The following is an 18,493-nucleotide window of genomic DNA, read 5'->3' on the forward strand; positions in this document are numbered from 1 at the left end:
GGCTGCTTGGCGCGGGCGCGTGCCTACTCGCACGGGCTGGTTTGCGCGGGCGCGGGTCTCAGGCCGACAGAGCGCCGGGCTGAGGCCTCCGCCCGTCCGAGAGGAGGCCCCGGCCATGACAGCCGTGCCAGGCTGCCGCAGAGGGCGGCTGAAGACGCTGTACGGCGATTCCGCCCCCGAAACTACTTGCCCGCCAGCCTCGCGCGCACCGTGGCCGCGACCCGGCCACCTTCGGCCCGCCCGGCCACCTTCGGGTTGACGGCCTTCATGACCTGCCCCATCGCCTGCGGCCCCGACGCGCCCGTCTCGGCGATGGCGGCATCGACCAGCGCCGCCAGCTCGTCGTCCGACAACTGAGCGGGCAGGTATGCCTCCAGCACCGCCTGCTCGTCGAGCTCCGCCTGCGCCTGCTCGGCCCGCCCCGCGTTGCCGAACGCCTCCGCCGCCTCGCGCCGCTTCTTGGCCTCCTTGGTCAGCACCTTGATGATCTCGTCATCGGTCAGCTCCCTGGCCTCCTTGCCGGAGACCTCCTCGACGTTCACCGCCGCCAGGGCCATGCGAATCGTCCGGAGGCGTACTTCGTCCCGGCTCTTCAGCGAAGCCGTCAGATCGGCCTTCAGCTTGTCTTTCAATGCGCTCATGCGCACCATCTTGCCGCCTGCGCGAACGCCCCGCGCCGGATGTCGGGCATCATGAATGGGTGAGGAAAGCCGTCGCAGTGCCACTGTCCATGCTCGGTCTCGGCCTGGCCGGACTGGGTTACGCCTCCGTGGTGGAGCGCAACTGGTTCCGCCTGCGCCGTTTCGACGTGCCCGTGCTGGAGCGCGGCCACCGTCCCGTGCGCATCCTCCACCTGTCCGACCTGCACCTGACGCCTGGGCGCTCGATGCTCATCAAGTGGGTGCGCTCCCTCGGTGCCCTGGAGCCCGACCTGGTCATCAACACCGGCGACTCGATCGCGCACCCCGAGGCCGTCCCTGCCCTCCTGCACGCCCTCGAGCCCCTGCTGTCCCGCCCGGGCCTGTTCGTCTACGGCTCCAACGACCTCTACGCCCCCCAGCCGAAAAACCCGGCCCGCTACCTGTGGCGCACGTCCAGGAACGAACGCCGCCAGCACGTCCCCAACCTGCCGTGGGAAGAGCTCGGCGCGGGCATGGCGTCCGAGGGCTGGCTCGACATGAACAACACCACGGCCCGCATCAAGGTGGCCGACCTCGACGTGGCTGTGGCGGGCATCCACGACTCCCACATCTCCCGTGACCGCTACGACCTCGTGGCCGGCCCCGCTCCCGCGGACGCCGACCTGCGACTGGGCGTCATGCACTCCCCCGAGCCGCGCAACATGACCCGCTTCGCCGACGACGGCTACCAACTCCTGCTGGCCGGCCACACCCACGGGGGCCAGCTCTGCATCCCGTTCTACGGCGCCCTGGTCACCAACTGCGGCATCGACCGGGCCAGGGTGAAAGGGCTGAGCCGCCACGATTCGGCCTGGCTGCACGTGTCCGCCGGTCTCGGCACCTCGCCGTACGCACCGGCCCGGTTCGCCTGCTTCCCGGAAGCGACGCTCCTGACACTGGTCCCCCGACGATAAAGGCGGTCACAACCACCTTGGGAGTCCGCTAGACTTTTCCAAGCACGTGCACGACGGCGTGCGACCGGGGTGTAGCGCAGCTTGGCAGCGCGCTTCGTTCGGGACGAAGAGGTCGTGGGTTCAAATCCCGCCACCCCGACAGAGTTGCCGCAGGTAGAAGGCCGCTTCCGAAGATCGGAAGCGGCCTCTCTTGTCTCTGAGTGACTAGCTGCCCTTCCGGTCGGAGGGCAGCGACACCACCACGGGTTCCTGTGCCGGGAGCGGTGCGGAGCCAAGCACAGAGATCACAGCTATTGCCACAGAGCCCACTGTTGACGGCGCTCGGTCTCGGGGCCGCAAGGTGCAGGCGTACACGGAGTAGTCGCCGGCACCGGCACGCTGCGTGGCGAGCGCGCGAAGGGCTCGAGCACCTGTACGCGGTCAACACCACCGCCCCGTTTTTCATCACCCAACAGGTTCTGCCCCGGCTGCGCGACGGTGGGCGGATCATCTCCGTGGGCACCATGCTGACCAGAGGAGCGGCCATGCCCCAGGCCATCGGCTACGCCATGTCCAAGGCCGCGCTCGACGTCCTCACCACCGCTCTGGCCAAGCAGCTCGGGCCGCGTGGCATCACGGTCAACCTCGTGGCCCCCGGCGTCGTCGACACCGACATGCACCAGGGCCGTCTGGTTGGCCAGGCCCTGGAGTGGCTGGTGTCGCAGACGCCCCTCGGGCGACTGGGCACGCCGCAGGATATCGCCGACGCCGTCGCCTTCTTGGCCTCCGACGACAGCCGCTACATCACCGGACACCGCCTGGACGTATCGGGCGGAACGACGATGTAAAGCACCTGCCGGCCGCAAGGTGCTCAACTACGCGGAGTGGATCGACGAGGACTCCCACCGCGACGCCCTGGCCAGGTCCGGGCGCGGCACGGTGGGGAACGCGCCCGAATGGCGCGACGTCCAGGAGTTCCACGGCCTGACGCTACGCGCAGCAGTCGTACTCCCGCACGCCTCCAGGTGATCACACAGCGCGATCACCGCAACTCGAAATGCGCTGGACGTGAATGCTTACCGTTGAAGGTGTTGGTGCATGTGCCTGGGCAAGAAGGAGCCGGCTGTCCGATTGCTTCGGAGTCAGATCCCGTGAGCCCAGGCGAGGATACGGCTTCGTGAGAGCCGAGTTTTGAATTCTCGGTATGCATGCCATGCGAAGAATCTGTCGATCCCATGCTAATGACAACGGACGGGCAATTCTCATATCTTTGGGTCTGATCGACCTCGAAGCGAGAGGGGGCGACATGCGTATCACCGGCTGGAACAAACAACAGGTGTAAACATGCGACCGCACTCGAGGTGCGTCTCCTGCACGACAGGACAGCAGCCGCGAGCACTGTTCTGACACTTACCGCTTTCGCGTGCTCTCGGGCTCCCGTGGCAGAAGTCAAGCGAGATCTGGGACGGTGCTGCTTCCGGGAGCACTCCCCTCAATTGAGGGTTGTCGTAAGGAAGACAGTCGCGCGAGCCGGAGGCTCGGTCGCGGGAGGACTTCATGGGCGGACGGAGAGCGTTGAGGTGCTCGCTTGCGTTGTCCGGGCGGCCGACGCCCGAGCGTAATGTCGATTATCACTCGTGTCGCCGAGCCGAGAATCACATCATTATGCCAAATCAACTTGCCGCGAGAGCCTTTTATCGACAATGTTTGGCGTCGTGACGAAAAAGGAGGAAGGCATGAAGCGCACCAGTGGTTGGGGCTGATCAACGGGCCCGGGTCGATCCGTCCGGATGACCGGTCGACCCGGGCCTTCTTCTCTTCATCCCCGATGTTGGACATTCGTTTCTGGCGTGGCGACATTCCGCGTGTCGTTTCGCGGTCTGTGATGGTTCATATGATGAATAAAGAACGGGCGAAGGGCCCTCGTGTCGGCGATGCGATCGGCGAGGTGCTCCGCGCCGGTCAGAAAGGGTTGAGGGACGGTACGATCGCTACGATCCACGAGGTGATGGAGCGCGATGACGGCCTGGTGTTGTCCGCGCCGATCGCGCCGTGGTTCGCTTCGGTTGATCAATGGCCAGAGCGGGACCGTCCTCTACTCGACATGGTCGCGGGCCGTGTGCTGGACATCGGTGCGGGGGCGGGGCGCGCCGCTCGGGCATTGACCGACCGAGGATTGGACGTGGTGCCGATCGACATTTCGCCAGGTGCGGTCGAGGTCTGCAAGACACAGGGTTTTGCGTCCGCCATGTGCACGACCGTTTACGAGCACGCGGCCACGACCCGTGCGCGATATGATACGTTCCTGCTCTTTGGTGGCAATCTCGGGCTATTGGAGAGCCGGGAGAACGCGCCAAGATTTCTCACGGCGCTTGCCACGATGGCGGCACCCGGCGCCAGAGTGGTCGGGCAGGGTAGAAACCTCACCGCTTCCAATGACCCGCTCCATCTCGCCTATAACGAGGATAACCTGCGCCGTGGACGTGTCGCAGGTCAACGAACTCTGCGTATCCGTTATCGCGACCTGGCAACCCCATGGTTCGAGTACTTGTGCTGCGCTCCGGAAGAATTGGCCACCTTCGCCGCCGAAGCAGGATGGGAACTCGTGGATGTTGTTCCCACCGACAACTCGGTCTTTTTTGCGACTCTTGAACTACAGGGCCGTTGACGTGCCCATGGTGGGCTCCTTTTCCGACGGCCTCCTCCCGAACCCGCCGTGCGAGATTTCCCCGCAACGGGCTCTCCAGTGATCATTCCGTGGGTGCGCGGTCAGCCTCGATCTTTCATGACCAAGGATTGGTCGGCTGAGAGGTCCGGCTGAGAGGTTGATTGCGGGTGGTGGCCAGTTCGCCGGCCCGGCTGTCGCGCCGGGTGGGCGGGGTTCCACGGTCCCGTGGGTGTCCTAATGAGTCCTGGGGTCGGGTTGTTGCTGGTCAGGGCGGGGCTGGCAGGGTTCGCAAGCCAGGGCGACGAGTTCGCACCAGATCTGGTTGCGGGCGAGGTGTGCAAAAGCAGGTTGGCCAGGCCGGTGTCCTTGGCGCAGCGGATGCGGTCTTCGGCGCGGGCCCGGCGGCGGTGACGTAGTTCCAGGTCGGTGAGCTATCGCCGGAGCCGCGGCAGATCCCCACGTCAAGACGCAACCGAGTGAACATGGGTCACACCCCCCTGCCAAGGGCCCGTTCCTGGAGCAAGCGAAGGGTGTCTGCTCCTCGGGCGTCGCCACGGCGGACTCGGCCCCGGGTTCTGCCCGGCCGTGCGGCCCCTGCCGGCCTGCAGGCCGAGGCCGGCCTACGAGCTCACGCGCTTGCGTCCAGCCGGGCGCGCAGTTCCGCGGGGAGTACGAGGGCGGCGCCGGCCAGGGCCTCGTCCACCTGCGCGGCGCTGCTGACGCCGACGACCGGGATCACGGCGGGGGAACCGCCGATCAGCCAGGCGAGCACGACCTGGTTGCGCGTGACGCCGAGTTCGTCGGCCACCTCGCTCAACACGGCCAGCCGCCGGGTCGTACCTGGATGGTCGTACGCTTCGGCCAAGGGGCGGTCGTCTCGCGTGTAGGAGCCGTTGAGGAGCGGGGTGTAGGCCCAGAGGGCGACCTCGGGCTCCGAACTGACGTAGTCGAGGACCTCGTCCGTCACCCACCCGAAGCGGTGGCTCTGGTCGGGCACGACCGCGCCGGGGCGCGGGCTGACATAGGAATGGCGTAGCTGCAGGGCCGAGTATCCAGGCCATCCGTTGGCCTCAGCGATGCGGCGGGCGCGCTCCACCCGCCAGAGGGCGTGGTTGGACGCGCCGAGGCGGCCCGCCGCCCCCGATTCGACGAACAGCCTCAGCGCCTGGACCGTCTCCTCCAGCGGCACCGACCGATCATCCATGTGGGTCCAGAACATCTCGACGTGATCGGTGCCCAGGCGGGTGAGGCTTCCTTCGAGGGCCGCCTTGAGCGCTACGGCCGAGAGCCCTTCCCGGTTGGCCGGCCACTCGCCGCCGCCGACCGGCTGGGCGCCTGCCTTCGTGCTCAGCCGTACCCGCTCGCGCATGCCGGGATTCCTGGCCAGCCATGCGCCGATGACCCGCTCGCTGTGCCCGCCGGCGCCGTCCGGATCGGCCCAGAACGTGTAGCAGTTCGCCGTGTCGATCAGTGTGCCGCCCGCGTCGACGAACCGGTCCAACAAGGCGAACGCGGTCCGCTCCTCCACCCGGCTGCCGAAGTACATCGTCCCGAGAGCGATCTTCACCTGTGCCATGTTTCGGCCTTTCGTCAGATTACGACGAGTCTGGCAGCTGGAGTGCAGTCAAGGTCAACTACTGCGGCATCACAAGATCAGGGCGTACGTGCGCCGACCTGACGGCCGGCACGCGTCCGGGCGGCAGTTTGACGATGACCGACATCGCCCGGTGCTGGCGGATTTCGATCGGCTGGGCTGCTACGGCGATCCGGCGGTGGCCCGCGCCGAAGAGGAAGTCCGCGTAGATCCGCCAGCCATGGGACTGCGCGGGGGCGAGGCGCGCGATCCGTTCCGTCGGCTGTTCGGTGAGCGCGTCGAGAACCGCTGACGAGCACAGGAACGGCAGGCCGAGGGCGTCGGCCCTGGTGGCGGCGGCGCGCGCGACGACGCTGTGATACTCCCCTGCCAAGGCGGCCACGCCCAGGCGAGCCAGTTCATCGACGGCCGCCGCGGCCTTCTGCGGATCAGCCCGCTCAACTCCAGGCGACGATGGTGGCGTATTCATGCTTCGGCGTCTTCTGAGTGAGATTCGGCTGTGGCATGCCCGGATTGCGTAATGGAGGTCAGTGACGTGATCTCAGCGCATCGTAGCCAGCGATCCCGCAACACACCGCCACGTGAGCCGGCTGTACCGGGATGGCTCCACGCCGTTCGACGTGGAGCCATCCCGGCTCTGTCACTTGAAGCGCCGCAGCCGCAGGCTGTTGCTGACCACGAACACGCTGGAGAACGCCATCGCCGCCCCTGCGATCATCGGGTTGAGCAGGCCGAGCGCCGCGAGCGGCAGGGCGGCCACGTTGTAGGCGAAGGCCCAGAACAGATTGCCCTTGATCGTGCTGAGCGTCTTACGGGACAGCCGGATGGCGTCGGCGGCCACCCGCAGGTCGCCCCGTACCAGTGTGAGGTCGCTCGCCTCTATGGCGGCGTCGGTGCCGGTGCCCATGGCCAGCCCCAGGTCGGCCTGGGCCAGCGCGGCGGCGTCGTTGACCCCGTCACCGACCATGGCCACGACCTTGCCCTCGGACTGCAGGCGCTTGACCACGTCGACCTTGTCGGCGGGCAGCACCTCGGCGATCACCTCGTCGATGCCCACCTCGGCCGCGACGGTCTTGGCCACGGCCTCGTTGTCGCCGGTCAGCAGCACCGGTGTGAGACCGAGGGCCCGGAGCTGAGCGATGGCCTCCTTGCTGGTCGGCTTGACCACGTCGGCCACCACGAGCACCGCCCGCGCCTGGCCGTCCCAGCCGACCGCGACCGCGGTGCGGCCACCGGCCTGGGCCTCGTGAAGGTCCCGTTCCAGGTCGGCCGGAAGGTGCTGGGACCATTCCTCCAGCAGCCGGGGGCGGCCGACCAGCACCGCGTGGCCGTCGACGATGCCCTGAACGCCGAGCCCTTCGACGTTGGCGAAATCCTCCGGCGCGGGCAGTTCGCCGACGCGGGCAGCGGCACCCTTGGCGATGGCCTGGGCGATCGGGTGCTCGGAGGCGTATTCCAGCGCACCGGCCAGGCGCAGCACCTCTTCCTCGTCCGTCCCCTCGGCCACGTGGACGGCCGTGAGGGTCATCCTGCCCTCGGTGACCGTGCCGGTCTTGTCCAGCACCACCGTATTGATCTTGCGGGTGGACTCCAGCACCTCCGGCCCCTTGATCAGGATGCCGAGCTGCGCGCCTCGGCCGGTCCCGACCAGCAACGCAGTCGGAGTGGCCAGGCCGAGGGCGCACGGGCAGGCGATGATCAGCACCGCTACCGCCGCTGTGAAGGCCGCCCCGACACCGTCGCCGGTGCCGAGCCAGAAGCCCAGCGTGCCGAGGGCGAGTGCGATCACGATCGGCACGAAGACGCCGGAGATGCGGTCGGCCAGCCGCTGCACCTGCGCCTTGCCTGTCTGCGCCTCCTCGACCAGCTTGGCCATCTGGGCCAGTTGGGTGTCGGCGCCGACCCGGGTTGCCCGGACGATGAGCCTGCCGCCCGCGTTCACGGTGGCGCCGGTGACCGCGTCGCCCACGCCGACCTCGACCGGGACGGATTCGCCGGTGAGCATCGAGGCGTCCACGGCCGAGGAGCCTTCCTCGACCACGCCGTCGGTAGCGATCTTCTCGCCCGGCCGGACCACGAACCGGTCGCCCGCCGTGAGCTGCTCGACGGGGACGCGCCGGCCGTCGGCCAGCTCCACGTCCTTGGCGCCCAGCTCCAGCAACGCCCGCAGCGCAGCGCCTGCGCGCCGCTTGGAGCGGGCCTCGAAGTAGCGCCCGGCCAGGATGAACGCCGTCACCGCAGCGGCCGTCTCCAGGTAGATGTTGCCGGAGCCGTCGGTGCGCTCGATGGTGAACGTGAACGGGTGCGTCATGCCGGGCGTGCCGGCGGTGCCGACGAACAGCGCCCACAACGACCAGCCCAGCGCGGCCAGCGTGCCGACCGAGATCAGCGTGTCCATGGTGGCCGCGCCGTGACGCAGGTTGGTCCAGGCTGCCTTGTGGAAGGGCCAGCCCGCATACGCCACCACTGGAGCGGCCAGCACCAGTGACAACCACTGCCAGTTCGTGAACTGCAGGGGCGGGATCATCGCCATGGCCACCACCGGCACCGACAGCACCACGGAAGTGATGAGGCGGTGGCGTAGCGGCTGGAGTTCGTCCTCCGGCTTCTGCTCGGCCGCCTCAGTCTCGGGCGGGGCGGGCAACTCGGCTGTGTATCCGGCCTTTTCCACCTCCGCGATGAGCTGCTGCGGGTCGACGTCCTCGGGGAAGGTGACCTTCGCCTTCTCCGTCGCGTAGTTGACCGTCGCGGTGACGCCGTCCATCTTGTTCAGCTTGCGCTCGATGCGGTTGGCGCACGAGGCGCAGGTCATGCCGCCGATCGAGAGTTCGACCGCGTTCTGCCGGTCATCGGTGACCTGGGTCATCACCGTTCTCCTGTCTCTCGCTCAGTGGCCGTGGCCGTCGTCGGCGTGGCCGGTCGATGTGGGCGTCGGTGTGGGGGTCGGGATCGCCGGCCGCTCCCCCGCGCCGAGGGTGAAGTCCGCGGTGCGGACCTTACCCTCGTGCTGGAAGTCGAGGAACAACCGGTAGTCGCCGGTGCTGGGCACTTCGGCGTAGAAGACGATTTCCGGCCCGGCGCTGGTCTTGCCGTCACCGGGCTCGCCGTCGGGGTGGACGTGCAAGTAGGCGAGGTCCCTGGCGCGCAGGGCCACGAGGTGGCCGTAGGCGCCGAGGTAAGGCTGCAGGTCAGTGACCGGCTTGCCGTCCTTGCTGACCTTGAGGGTGAGCTTGCTCGACTGGCCGGGCGTCAGCTCGCCGTCGAGGGTGACCGCGTATCCGTCGACGTCGGCCGTACGGCTGGCCTTCGGCAGCGCCTTCGGCTCGAAATCGCCGGCGACGAGCAGGTCGGTGCCCAACGTCAGAGCATCGCCGCCGGTGGGGACGAAGTCGGCGAAAGCGCGGTACGCACCCGCGCTGGGCAGGGTGAGCTTGACCGACCAGACGCCGTCACCTGCTTCGGTGGGGTGGAGATGCTGGAAGGTGCTCAGGTCGCGGGACACGACGATGAAGTGGAGCTTCTTGCCGTGCTCGACCTGGTAGTCGGTGACCGGCTCACCGTCAGGCCGGGTCACGGAGAAGCGGAAGTCGGTCGGCTCATCGGGCTTGATCGTCGCGGTGAGCGGGTTGAGGGTGTAGCCATTGTCGGACACTTGGAGCCCCCCAGGGGTATCGTCCTTCACCTGCTCGGTGGCGTGCTCCCCGTGTCCCGCACTCGCGCCGGCGGTCGGCGCCGTCATGGCGGCGTGGTCCTCGGCCGGGGGGGTCCCCACCGGCCCCACCACCTTGCCCACGCCCAGGGCGCCGCCGAAAACGACGGCCAGGCCCAGGACGTAGGAGCCGAGCTTGACTGCGGTGTTCACTGGTTCGCCACTTCGTAACCGGCCTCTTCAACGGCGGCGATGATCTTCGCCGGGTCAATGGGGCCGTCGCTGTCCACGGTCAGCAGCCCGGTCGCCAGGTCCACCTCGACGTTGGCGACCCCGGCCACTTCGGTGACCTCTTCCTTGACCGAACTGACGCAGTGGCCGCAGGTCATGCCCTTGACGGTGTAGGTGGCTGTGGTGCTCATATCGGTCTCTCCTTCACATCGGTCGGGTCAGGAACGTACAAGTCTGGCGATCGCCTCGGAGGCCTCCTGGACCTTGGCGTCAGCCTCTGGCCCGCCCTTCAGGGTGGCCTCGGCGACGCAGTGGGCCAGGTGCTGTTCGAGCATCGACAGGGAGAACGACTTCAGCGCGCTGGTCGCCGCCGACACCTGAGTCAAGATGTCGATGCAGTATTTGTCGTCTTCGACCATCCGCTGCAGCCCGCGGACCTGCCCCTCGATACGGCGCAGCCGCATGGCATGGTCCTGCTTGCTTCCGGCGTATCCGGCCATGTTCACCCCTTTCCTCGTCGGTTCCTCGTTAACACCATACCCCCCTATGGTATTCCCCTGGCAAGCCCCGCCGCGTTGATCGTTTTGATGGTGCCACGACGGCTCACGGATGCCGGACGCCCATCCAGCGAGCCCGACATGCTCGGTTGCCACCCCAAGACGGTGACGATGACGCGGGCGCCGATGACCCGGCCGGGGATCCCGCCCGGCAGCATCATCCCCGGCCGCAGGTGGCGGATGTCGCGGTCAGGCGGCGACCACTTCGTAGCCCAGCTCTTCCACGACGTTCCTGATCTCGGCGTCATCGAGGGGCTCGGGCGAAGCCACGGTCACCTGTCCGGTCGCCAGCTCGACCTCGACCGAGGAGACTCCGGCGACCTTGCCGATCTCGGCCTTGACCTTGCCGGCGCACCCGCCACAGGTCATCCCGGACACCTTGTACGTGTTCGTGCTCATCGCTGCTTCCCCTTCCTGGATACCCCTGATGGGTATCTTCCCGAGAGAAGGTATGCCCGGTGACGCGCCGAGGCAAGTTATACGGGCTAGGGGTATATGAGACATCTGTCACATTGCGCCACTGGTACCCCCTATAGGTATCTTTCCAGGCATGAGGAGACTCCACAAGATCGTTGTTGTCGGTGCTTCGCTGGCAGGACTTCGGGCCGTGCAAGCGCTGCGCCGCGAGGGTTTCGAGGGCGAGATCACGCTGGTCGGCGCCGAGAAACATGCCCCGTACAACCGCCCGCCGCTGTCGAAGAGCGTGCTGCACGGTGACGACGACGTCACGCTCCCAGGATCCGAGGAGCTCGACGACCGGTGGCTACGAGGCAGGCATGCCGTACAACTGGACGCTGCGAGCAGGACTGTCACCCTCGACGACGGGACCGAACTCGCCTACGACGGCCTCGTCATCGCCACCGGCGCCCGACCCCGGCAGTTGGACGGCGTCCACACGCTGCGCACCATCGAGGACGCGCTCGCACTCCGGGCGGAGCTGGCGTCCGGGCACGAACATGTCCTTGTCATCGGCGGCGGTTTCATCGGTGGCGAGGTGGCTTCCACGGCACGTCAGCTCGGCCGGAAAGTCACTCTCGTCGATTCCTCCCCGTACCCCATGCACACAGGACTGGGCGAGGAGGCGGCGCGCTGGCTGGCCGCGCACCACGAGCGCCACGGCGTCGACCTCATCACGAACGTCCGTGTCACAGGCGTGGACGGAGGCCAGGTACACCTCAGCGACGGTCGTTCTCTCACCGCGGAACTTGTCATCGGAGGCATGGGCGTCGTGCCCAACACCGAATGGCTGGACGACAGCGGCCTGAGCGTGGACGACGGCGTGTTGTGCGAGCCGACGCTGTTCGCCCTCGGTTCGACGGACATCGTGGCGGCCGGTGACGTGGCCCGCTGGCGGCACGGCCTGTACGACGGGGCGTTCGTACGCGTCGAGCATTGGTCCAACGCGAACGAGCAAGGCGCCGTCGCCGCCCGCAACCTGCTGGCCGGCCCGGAGAACGCCCAGCCCTTCGCAGATACGCCGAACTTCGCCACGCACGTGCACGGCGCCCGCATCCAGACGGCCGGGCTACCGCACTTGGCCGACGAGGCGAGCATCGTCGCGGGCAGCCCCGGCGAAGACCGCTTCGCCGTCAGCTTCACGCGGAACGGCGTGCCCGTGGGTGCCGTCGCCGTCAACCTCCCCAAGGAGCTGATCAGGCTCAAGCGGGCGATCACGGCACGCCAGACGTCCTGACCACGTTCGCCGGTACCATGACGTCATGATGCGCGGCCTCGGCGAGCTCGAATCAACGATCATGGATCGGATGTGGGCCCGACGGCGACCGGCCACCGTCCGAGACGTGCTCGAAGATCTCCGGCAGGACAGGACGATCGCCTACACCACCGTGATGACCGTGATGGACAACCTCCACACCAAGGGCCTGCTCAAGCGGCGGTCCGCCGGCCGGGCCTACCTCTACGAGCCGGTGGCCTCGAAGGAGGCGTACACCGCCGACCTGATGCGCAGTGCGTTGGCGGTCAGCGGCAACCAGGCCGCCACTCTCGTGCATTTCTTGGAACGGCTCACGCTGGAGGAGGCCGCGGCGCTGGAAGCCGCGCTCCAGGTCATCTCGCCAAGGGGCGGATCGGCATGATCGCAGCCGGGGTCCTGGCGCTCTACACGGTCGTCGCCGCCATCTGGCTGCCGGAGCTCGGACGGCGAGCCGCGGGCTGGGCCGAACGGGCGCCGCGGCTCGCGATCGTCGTCTGGCAGGCGGCGGTCGCCTCCGTGGTCGCATCCGCCGTGCTGGCAGCCCTGGCGTTCGCCGTGCCCGCCGATGTCGTGGGCCACGGCCTCGCCGGGCTGTTCGAGGCCTGTGCCGACATGCTCAGCGACGGCGGGGGTCTGACTGCCGGGGGTGTCGCAGCCTTGGTGGCGGCCGGCTCGGTGCTGGTCAGGGTGGCCTACTGCGGCGCAGCCGTCCTCTACAGAGCGGCTGCGGAACGGAGGGATCACGCGGCGCTGCTCAGTCTGCTGGGTCAGCGTGACACCGATCTCGGCGCCGTCGTGATCGACCATGACGAGCGGCTGGCCTACTGCGTGCCGGGCCGGCATTCCCAGATGGTCATCACCACGGGAGCACTGCGCAGCCTGGCCCCTGAGCAGGTGGCCGCGGTGCTGGAGCACGAGCAGGCGCATCTGCGCGGACGGCATCACCTCGTGCTGGCCGCAGGCGAGGCCGTGGCCAGGGCGTTCCCCGGAGTCCCGCTGTTCGAGCGGGCCAGGACGGAGATCGCGCGGCTGGTCGAACTCCTCGCCGACGACGTCGCCGCCCGCCGCCACCCGCGCACGCAGATCGCCGCCGCGCTGGTCCGGCTGGCGACCGGCCGCGCGCCGGCGTTCACGCTGGGCGCGGGTGGCGAGACAGCCCTCACCCGCGTACGCCGCATGCTCAATCCGGAAGCGCCGCTCGGCCGCCGTGAACGCCTGACGGGACTGCTCACCGTCGCCGTACTGCTGGGCGGGCCCGCCACCATTGCGCTGGTGCCAGGCATCAGCTCCTTCCTGGCCCACCACTGCCACTCGCTCCTCTCCTTCTGACCTGGTGGTGAACGCGCCCTTGCCCGCCCGGATCGAGCGGCGGGGCGGGCTCAACCAGTCCCAGCCCGGCCGTACTCACCCCACGGTCGCCATGAAATGCACGGGGCGGGTATGGGGACATCATGAACGCCGAGGTCAGCAAGGATCGCAGTACGGCAGTTCTCGACGTGAGCGGGCTGCAGTGGGCTACGGAGCAGAACGTGGTCCGCGCCGTGCTGAGCCGACGCCCAGGGGTCGTCGAGGTCGAGGTCAACCCGGTCGGCCAGGCCGCCACCGTGGTGTTCGATCCCCGCGTCACGTCCATGGCCGAGCTGCGCCGCTGGGTGGAGGAGTGCGGCTACCACTGCGCGGGGCAGTCCGTACCATCGCACGTCTGCGATCCCATGGCAGAGCCCGACCCATCAGGTGAGCACGCCGACCACCACGCCGCGCAGGCGGTGCGCGAGCCGCCCCGTGCGGAGCCGGAAACCGGGCCGGAACCCCGCGAGACGATGGGGCACGGCGCCATGTCCATGGAGGCCATGGTCGCCGACATGCGCAACCGGTTCCTGGTGGCGGCCGTGCTGTCCGTCCCCATCCTGATCTGGTCGCCGATCGGCCGGGAAGTGTTCGGCCTTGAGGTCCCGGTGCCGTTCGGGCTACGCGAGGACGTGTGGGCGTTGATCCTCAGTCTGCCGGTGATCTTCTACTCCTCGTGGATCTTCTTCGACGGCGCCGTACGGGCGTTGCGCGCACGCACGCTGGACATGATGGTGCTGGTCGCCGTGGCGATCGGCGCAGGCTGGCTGTACTCGCTCTACATCACGCTGACCGGTGGCGGCGAGGTGTTCTACGAAGCGGCCACCGTGCTCGCGGCGTTCGTGCTGCTGGGGCACTGGTTCGAGATGCGGGCCAGGGGCGGCGCCAACGACGCGATCCGAGCACTGCTCGACCTGGCACCGCCCAAGGCGGTGGTGATCCGCGACGGCGAACAGGTGGAGATCCCCACGGCCGAGGTCGTGGTCGGTGATGTGCTGCTGGTTCGCCCCGGCTCGAAGATCGCCGTCGACGGCGAGGTCATCGAGGGCGAAAGCGAAGTCGACGAGTCGATGGTCACCGGCGAGAGCCTGCCCGCGCACAAGGCCCCAGGCTCCGAGGTCGTCGGCGCGACCATCAACAAGAACGGCACGCTTCGGGTGCGCACCACCAAGGTCGGCGCCGACACCGCGCTGGCCCAGATCGTCAAGCTCGTCCAGCAGGCCCAGAACTCCAAAGCCCCGGGACAACGGCTGGCCGATCGGGCCGCGTTCTGGCTGGTCTTCGTCGCGCTCATCGGCGGCGCGCTCACGCTGGCGGCCTGGCTGCTCGCGGGGGCGACTGCCGCTACGGCGATGCTGTTCGCCATCACCGTCGTCGTGATCACCTGCCCGGACGCGCTCGGGCTGGCCACACCCACTGCGATCATGGTCGGCACGGGTCTGGGCGCCAAACGTGGCGTGCTGTTCAAGAACGCCATGGCGCTGGAGACATCGGCCCGCATCCAGGCCGTCGTCATGGACAAGACAGGCACGCTGACAAAGGGTGAGCCGGAGGTCACGGACGTGATCGTCGAAGGGATGGCGGAATCCGAACTGCTGCGACTGGTCGCCGCCGTGGAGCGCGAGTCCGAGCACCCCCTGGCCGAGGCCGTGGTCCGGTATGCCGACACACGTGCCCCGGGCGGCGGGCAGGCGCGCTATTTCGAGAACGTCCCCGGCCACGGCGCCAAGGCCGAGGTGGACGGGCATCGGGTCGTGGTGGGCAACACGAAGTTGATGCTGGCCGAGGGCCTGGACCTGGGCCGGCTGGCCGCTCGACGCGAGGCACTGGCCGCAGGCGGGCGTACCGCGGTGATCGCCGCCGTGGACGGGCGCGCGGCCGGGCTGATCGGTATCGCCGATGCGCCCCGCGACACGTCGGCCGCCGCGGTGGCCGCACTTCACGAGGCCGGAGTCGAGGTCATCATGCTGACCGGTGACAATGAAGCCACCGCCCGGCGCATCGCCGACCAACTGGGCATCGACACGGTCATCGCCGAGGTGCTACCCGGCGACAAGGCGGCGAAGATCGCGGAACTGCAGCGTGGCGGGCGTAAGATCGCGATGGTCGGCGACGGTGTCAACGACGCCCCGGCACTCGCCCAAGCCGACCTGGGCATCGCCATCGGCGCCGGGACCGATGTCGCCATCGAGACCGCCGACGTGGTGCTCATGCGCTCGGACCCGCTCGACGTACCCACCGCCCTGACCATCGGTCGCGGGACGTTGCGCAAGATGCGCCAGAATCTCGGCTGGGCGATCGGCTACAACGCGATCGCGCTGCCGATCGCGGCCGGCGTCTTCGAACCTGCCTTCGGGCTGGTTCTGCGGCCCGAGATCGCCGCACTCTCGATGTCCGGATCGAGCTTCATCGTCGCTGTCAACGCGCTCACCCTCAAGGGCCTTCGCCTGCCACGCCCTGTCGCCTCGGAAGATTGACCCGGCTCGCCCGGTTGTGATCAGTTACTCGCCGTCACCCCGTTCGGGAAGCCAAAGCGCGTGGGCCGTGCTCCGCGACACGCGACCACGAGCCCCGTGAGCAGAAACGTCGTCCAGTGGACATCTCTACTATGCCCTATAGTCACTGAGCCATGGAGCCGGCTCTGGCTCAACCCTCACGAGGCGCAGACTGAAGCCATTGTGCTGGTCACACCCCCCAATCTTTGTACACCTCCTACCCGTATAGTGTAAAACTTCGCGACTAAGGAGGATCATTTTGGACCACAGCGGTCACCATCACGCGAGCTCACGACCAACCGAGTCCAGCGAGCACGAGCACGCCGAACACGCCGGGCATCACGCCGGCACCCCGTCCTCAGCCACATGGGGCATGGCCGCGCAGGCGACGCTGCACTGCCTGACCGGCTGCGCCATCGGCGAAGTGCTGGGCATGGTCATCGGCACCGCCACCGGCATGTCCAACATGGCCACAGTCGCGCTCGCGGTGGCGCTGGCCTTCGTGTTCGGCTACGCGCTGACGATGCGCGGGGTCCTCCGTACCGGAGTGGACTTCCGCACCGCGTTGAAGGTCGCGCTGGCCGCGGACACCATCTCCATCGCGGTCATGGAGATCGTGGACAACGCGGTCATGCTGACCGTGCCCGGCGCCATGGACGCCGGCTTGGCCAGTTGGCTGTTCTGGGTGGCGCTGGCTGGAGCGTTCGTGGTGGCCTTCGTGGTGACGACACCGGTGAACAAGTGGCTGATCTCCCGGGGCAAGGGTCATGCGGTAATGCACCAGTACCACCACGGCCACTGAGCGCTATGAGATCTCCTGGGGCTCGAGGCCTATGAGGAGATTGAAGGCACCGGTCAACAGGTTGAGCGAGACCAGGCCGACGATCTCGGCTATCACCCGGTCGCTCCATCCAAGGGCACGCAGCTCCGCCACATCCTCGTCAGTGATGGACGAGGGTTCGGCCAGCACACGCACGGCCAGGGCGATCAAGGCGGCCTCCCGCGCGTCGGTGGACGTGCCCTGCCGCGCCATCGCGATGTCGGCTTCGCTCAAGCCCGCCGCCCGCGCTGCTTCGGTGTGCGCCGACAGGCACATCGCGCAACCGATCCACTCCTGCACGGCCAGGGAGATCTTCTCGCTCAGTGGGCGCGGGATCTTCACCCGCTTCATCGCTCGGGAGAAGTCCAGATAGCCCTGGAGCAGGGCGGGCGAGTGGGCCATCGTGGCCACCATGTCACCCACTCCACCATGCCGGGCAACGATGTCGCTTAGTAGCTCGCGGGACTTCGCAGGCGCGTCGGCCGGATCGAGTGCTTGAAGACGTCTCATGAATCCTCCTTGTCTGCCATGAACGATATACCCATAGGGGGTATTCCAACAGACCTTCGCCGAAGCCCTCCTCGGAAGGAGGCACGAAAGGTGGTCGGGCCGCCCGAGCGGCTCGCTCCGGCCGGCCGGGCGACAGGCCGGGTCGGCTGCCCGGCGGGCGGGCAGCCGACCTCTCTTCTAGAGCCTTTCGAGGATCTCCTGCAGCTGCTCCACCTCGGCCTGCTGAGCGGTCTCGATGGTCTTCGCCAGTGCCTTCGCCTCAGGGTTCGCACCCTGTGACTGCTCGGTGCGCGCCATCTCGATCGCACCGTTGTGGTGAGCGATCATCATGTCGACGAACTGCCGGCCGAACGCGGCCCCCTTGGCCCCTTCCAGCTTCGTCATGTCCTCTTCGGACATCATTCCGGCCATGTCATGGCCCATGCCGCCGCTGGACATCGGCTTACCCCAGGCGGCGAGCCAGCCCCGCATGGTCTTGATCTCCGGATCCTGCGCAGCCTTGATCTTTGCCGCCAGCTCCTTGATCTCCTTGTCCGACGCCCGGGTCTCCGCGAGCTCGGCCATCTCGACCGCCTGCTGGTGATGCGGGATCATCATCTGCGCGAACATCACGTCCGCGTCGTTGAAATCGGCGCTCGGCTGGGTGCCGGCCGTCGTAGCGGCAGGCGCGCTGCTGGACATGGCAGACATCTCGTGTCCAGCCATGGAGCCGCTGTCCGTGCCACCGCACGCGCTCAAAAAGGTGAGCGCGGCGCCCGACAGGACGACGGCAGCAGCGAATTCCCTGGTCTTCGTGAACATGTGGTGGTCTTCTCTGTGATCGGGGTACGTGAGCCGACATCTGGGACGACCAGGAAGCCGCCCCCTGATGGTCGGCCTATGTACGCATCACCGAGAGCTCGACGAAGGTGGGAGCGAAGCGACGTGGTGGCGACCTCGCCACCCCACCCGCCCCCAGCGCGTTGGCGGCCTTTCCGCCATGCCGGAGTCGCGACCCGAACCGCATCGCCGCGATCAACAGGATGAGAAGCGAGGGCAGCACGGCCAGGCACACATCGGTCGGGTCGAGCCAATGCGAGGCGCCGGAGACGAGTGAGGATCCGCTGAACACGCCGGCGGACATCACCTGCTCGGGGAACGCACCCTGCCGCTCCGGCGGCATGCCACCGTGTGACGCCTCCGGAGGTCTCATCTCGTACGAGGCCATCTCGGTGCTCTCACCGTGGTGCGAGGCGAGATGACCGAGCGTGTGCATCCCCCAGACACCCAGAACGAGCATCAGTGGCAACAACCATCGCAGCCGAGAGGGGTGCAGTCGTCGGGCCCGTCTACCCATTG

At 67.9% G+C, this 18,493-nt stretch carries 20 protein-coding genes, 1 tRNA gene and 1 pseudogene; 10 read left to right on the forward strand and 12 right to left on the reverse strand.

What is annotated here, in order from left to right:
• Positions 1–182: 182 nt before the first annotated feature.
• Positions 183–641: a GatB/YqeY domain-containing protein gene (locus ABGA98_RS06960; protein ID WP_347617307.1), complete on the reverse strand. Its 459-nt coding sequence runs from the start codon at positions 639–641 to the stop codon at positions 183–185.
• An 89-nt stretch (positions 642–730) separates the two neighbouring features.
• On the opposite strand from ABGA98_RS06960, the gene ABGA98_RS06965 reads away from it, so the two are divergent.
• The 5 genes from ABGA98_RS06965 to ABGA98_RS06985 all read left to right on the forward strand — a co-directional run bounded on the left by ABGA98_RS06965 (position 731) and on the right by ABGA98_RS06985 (position 4,241).
• Positions 731–1,594: a metallophosphoesterase gene (locus ABGA98_RS06965; protein ID WP_347617722.1), complete on the forward strand. Its 864-nt coding sequence runs from the start codon at positions 731–733 to the stop codon at positions 1,592–1,594.
• 65 nt (positions 1,595–1,659) lie between these two features.
• A tRNA-Pro gene (locus ABGA98_RS06970) sits at positions 1,660–1,733 on the forward strand.
• Positions 1,734–1,857: 124 nt separating this feature from the next.
• Positions 1,858–2,421 carry an SDR family oxidoreductase gene (locus ABGA98_RS06975; RefSeq protein ID WP_347617308.1) on the forward strand — a complete coding sequence of 188 codons (564 nt, stop codon included), beginning with the start codon at positions 1,858–1,860 and terminating at the stop codon, positions 2,419–2,421.
• A 19-nt stretch (positions 2,422–2,440) separates the two neighbouring features.
• Positions 2,441–2,602, forward strand: coding sequence for a hypothetical protein (locus tag ABGA98_RS06980; RefSeq protein ID WP_347617309.1), 162 nt, complete (start codon positions 2,441–2,443; stop codon positions 2,600–2,602).
• Between the two features lie 592 nt (positions 2,603–3,194).
• Entirely contained in the window at positions 3,195–4,241 is a 1,047-nt protein-coding gene (locus tag ABGA98_RS06985; RefSeq protein WP_347617310.1) for a methyltransferase domain-containing protein, read from the forward strand.
• A 285-nt stretch (positions 4,242–4,526) separates the two neighbouring features.
• Here the strand turns inward: ABGA98_RS06985 and ABGA98_RS06990 are convergent.
• From ABGA98_RS06990 to ABGA98_RS07025, 8 genes and pseudogenes are all read right to left on the reverse strand, one after another.
• Positions 4,527–4,672 (reverse strand): annotated as a pseudogene (locus tag ABGA98_RS06990) (IS1380 family transposase); the annotation flags it as partial.
• Positions 4,673–4,869: 197 nt separating this feature from the next.
• Positions 4,870–5,817, reverse strand: a complete 948-nt coding sequence (locus ABGA98_RS06995) for an aldo/keto reductase (RefSeq protein ID WP_347617311.1) — start codon at positions 5,815–5,817, stop codon at positions 4,870–4,872.
• A 58-nt stretch (positions 5,818–5,875) separates the two neighbouring features.
• Positions 5,876–6,304, reverse strand: coding sequence for a hypothetical protein (locus ABGA98_RS07000; protein ID WP_347617312.1), 429 nt, complete (start codon positions 6,302–6,304; stop codon positions 5,876–5,878).
• A 171-nt stretch (positions 6,305–6,475) separates the two neighbouring features.
• Positions 6,476–8,701 (reverse strand): heavy metal translocating P-type ATPase, encoded by a 2,226-nt coding sequence (locus tag ABGA98_RS07005; protein ID WP_347617313.1) that lies wholly within the window; start codon positions 8,699–8,701, stop codon positions 6,476–6,478.
• A gap of 21 nt (positions 8,702–8,722) precedes the next feature.
• Positions 8,723–9,697: a hypothetical protein gene (locus ABGA98_RS07010; protein WP_347617314.1), complete on the reverse strand. Its 975-nt coding sequence runs from the start codon at positions 9,695–9,697 to the stop codon at positions 8,723–8,725.
• The gene (locus tag ABGA98_RS07015) at positions 9,694–9,906 is read right to left on the reverse strand and encodes a cation transporter (RefSeq protein ID WP_347617315.1); all 213 of its coding nucleotides are present in this window, start codon (positions 9,904–9,906) and stop codon (positions 9,694–9,696) included. Before ABGA98_RS07015 ends, ABGA98_RS07010 begins: the two co-directional genes overlap by 4 nt.
• Positions 9,907–9,933: 27 nt before the next feature.
• Positions 9,934–10,215, reverse strand: a complete 282-nt coding sequence (locus ABGA98_RS07020) for a metal-sensitive transcriptional regulator (protein WP_347617316.1) — start codon at positions 10,213–10,215, stop codon at positions 9,934–9,936.
• A 246-nt stretch (positions 10,216–10,461) separates the two neighbouring features.
• Positions 10,462–10,671 (reverse strand): heavy metal-associated domain-containing protein, encoded by a 210-nt coding sequence (locus tag ABGA98_RS07025; protein ID WP_347617317.1) that lies wholly within the window; start codon positions 10,669–10,671, stop codon positions 10,462–10,464.
• A gap of 151 nt (positions 10,672–10,822) precedes the next feature.
• On the opposite strand from ABGA98_RS07025, the gene ABGA98_RS07030 reads away from it, so the two are divergent.
• The 5 genes from ABGA98_RS07030 to ABGA98_RS07050 all read left to right on the forward strand — a co-directional run bounded on the left by ABGA98_RS07030 (position 10,823) and on the right by ABGA98_RS07050 (position 16,627).
• Positions 10,823–11,965: an FAD/NAD(P)-binding oxidoreductase gene (locus tag ABGA98_RS07030; protein ID WP_347617318.1), complete on the forward strand. Its 1,143-nt coding sequence runs from the start codon at positions 10,823–10,825 to the stop codon at positions 11,963–11,965.
• A gap of 25 nt (positions 11,966–11,990) precedes the next feature.
• Positions 11,991–12,365, forward strand: coding sequence for a BlaI/MecI/CopY family transcriptional regulator (locus ABGA98_RS07035; protein WP_347617319.1), 375 nt, complete (start codon positions 11,991–11,993; stop codon positions 12,363–12,365).
• Entirely contained in the window at positions 12,362–13,312 is a 951-nt protein-coding gene (locus tag ABGA98_RS07040; RefSeq protein WP_347617320.1) for a M56 family metallopeptidase, read from the forward strand. The genes ABGA98_RS07035 and ABGA98_RS07040 overlap by 4 nt, the downstream gene beginning before the upstream one ends.
• A 122-nt stretch (positions 13,313–13,434) precedes the next feature.
• Entirely contained in the window at positions 13,435–15,807 is a 2,373-nt protein-coding gene (locus ABGA98_RS07045; protein ID WP_347617321.1) for a heavy metal translocating P-type ATPase, read from the forward strand.
• Between the two features lie 277 nt (positions 15,808–16,084).
• The gene (locus ABGA98_RS07050) at positions 16,085–16,627 is read left to right on the forward strand and encodes a DUF4396 domain-containing protein (RefSeq protein WP_347617322.1); all 543 of its coding nucleotides are present in this window, start codon (positions 16,085–16,087) and stop codon (positions 16,625–16,627) included.
• Between the two features lie 3 nt (positions 16,628–16,630).
• On the opposite strand, the gene ABGA98_RS07055 is transcribed toward ABGA98_RS07050, so the two are convergent.
• From ABGA98_RS07055 to ABGA98_RS07065, 3 genes are all read right to left on the reverse strand, one after another.
• On the reverse strand, positions 16,631–17,059 hold the full coding sequence (locus ABGA98_RS07055; RefSeq protein ID WP_347617323.1) for a carboxymuconolactone decarboxylase family protein: 429 nt from the start codon (positions 17,057–17,059) through the stop codon (positions 16,631–16,633).
• Between the two features lie 273 nt (positions 17,060–17,332).
• Positions 17,333–17,956, reverse strand: coding sequence for a DUF305 domain-containing protein (locus ABGA98_RS07060; RefSeq protein WP_347617324.1), 624 nt, complete (start codon positions 17,954–17,956; stop codon positions 17,333–17,335).
• Between the two features lie 76 nt (positions 17,957–18,032).
• Complete coding sequence (locus ABGA98_RS07065) at positions 18,033–18,434, reverse strand: hypothetical protein (RefSeq protein ID WP_347617325.1); 402 nt, start codon at positions 18,432–18,434, stop codon at positions 18,033–18,035.
• Positions 18,435–18,493: the final 59 nt, after the last annotated feature.

It is taken from the genome of Nonomuraea sp. B1E8 (assembly GCF_039871515.1).
Lineage (GTDB): Bacteria > Actinomycetota > Actinomycetes > Streptosporangiales > Streptosporangiaceae > Nonomuraea.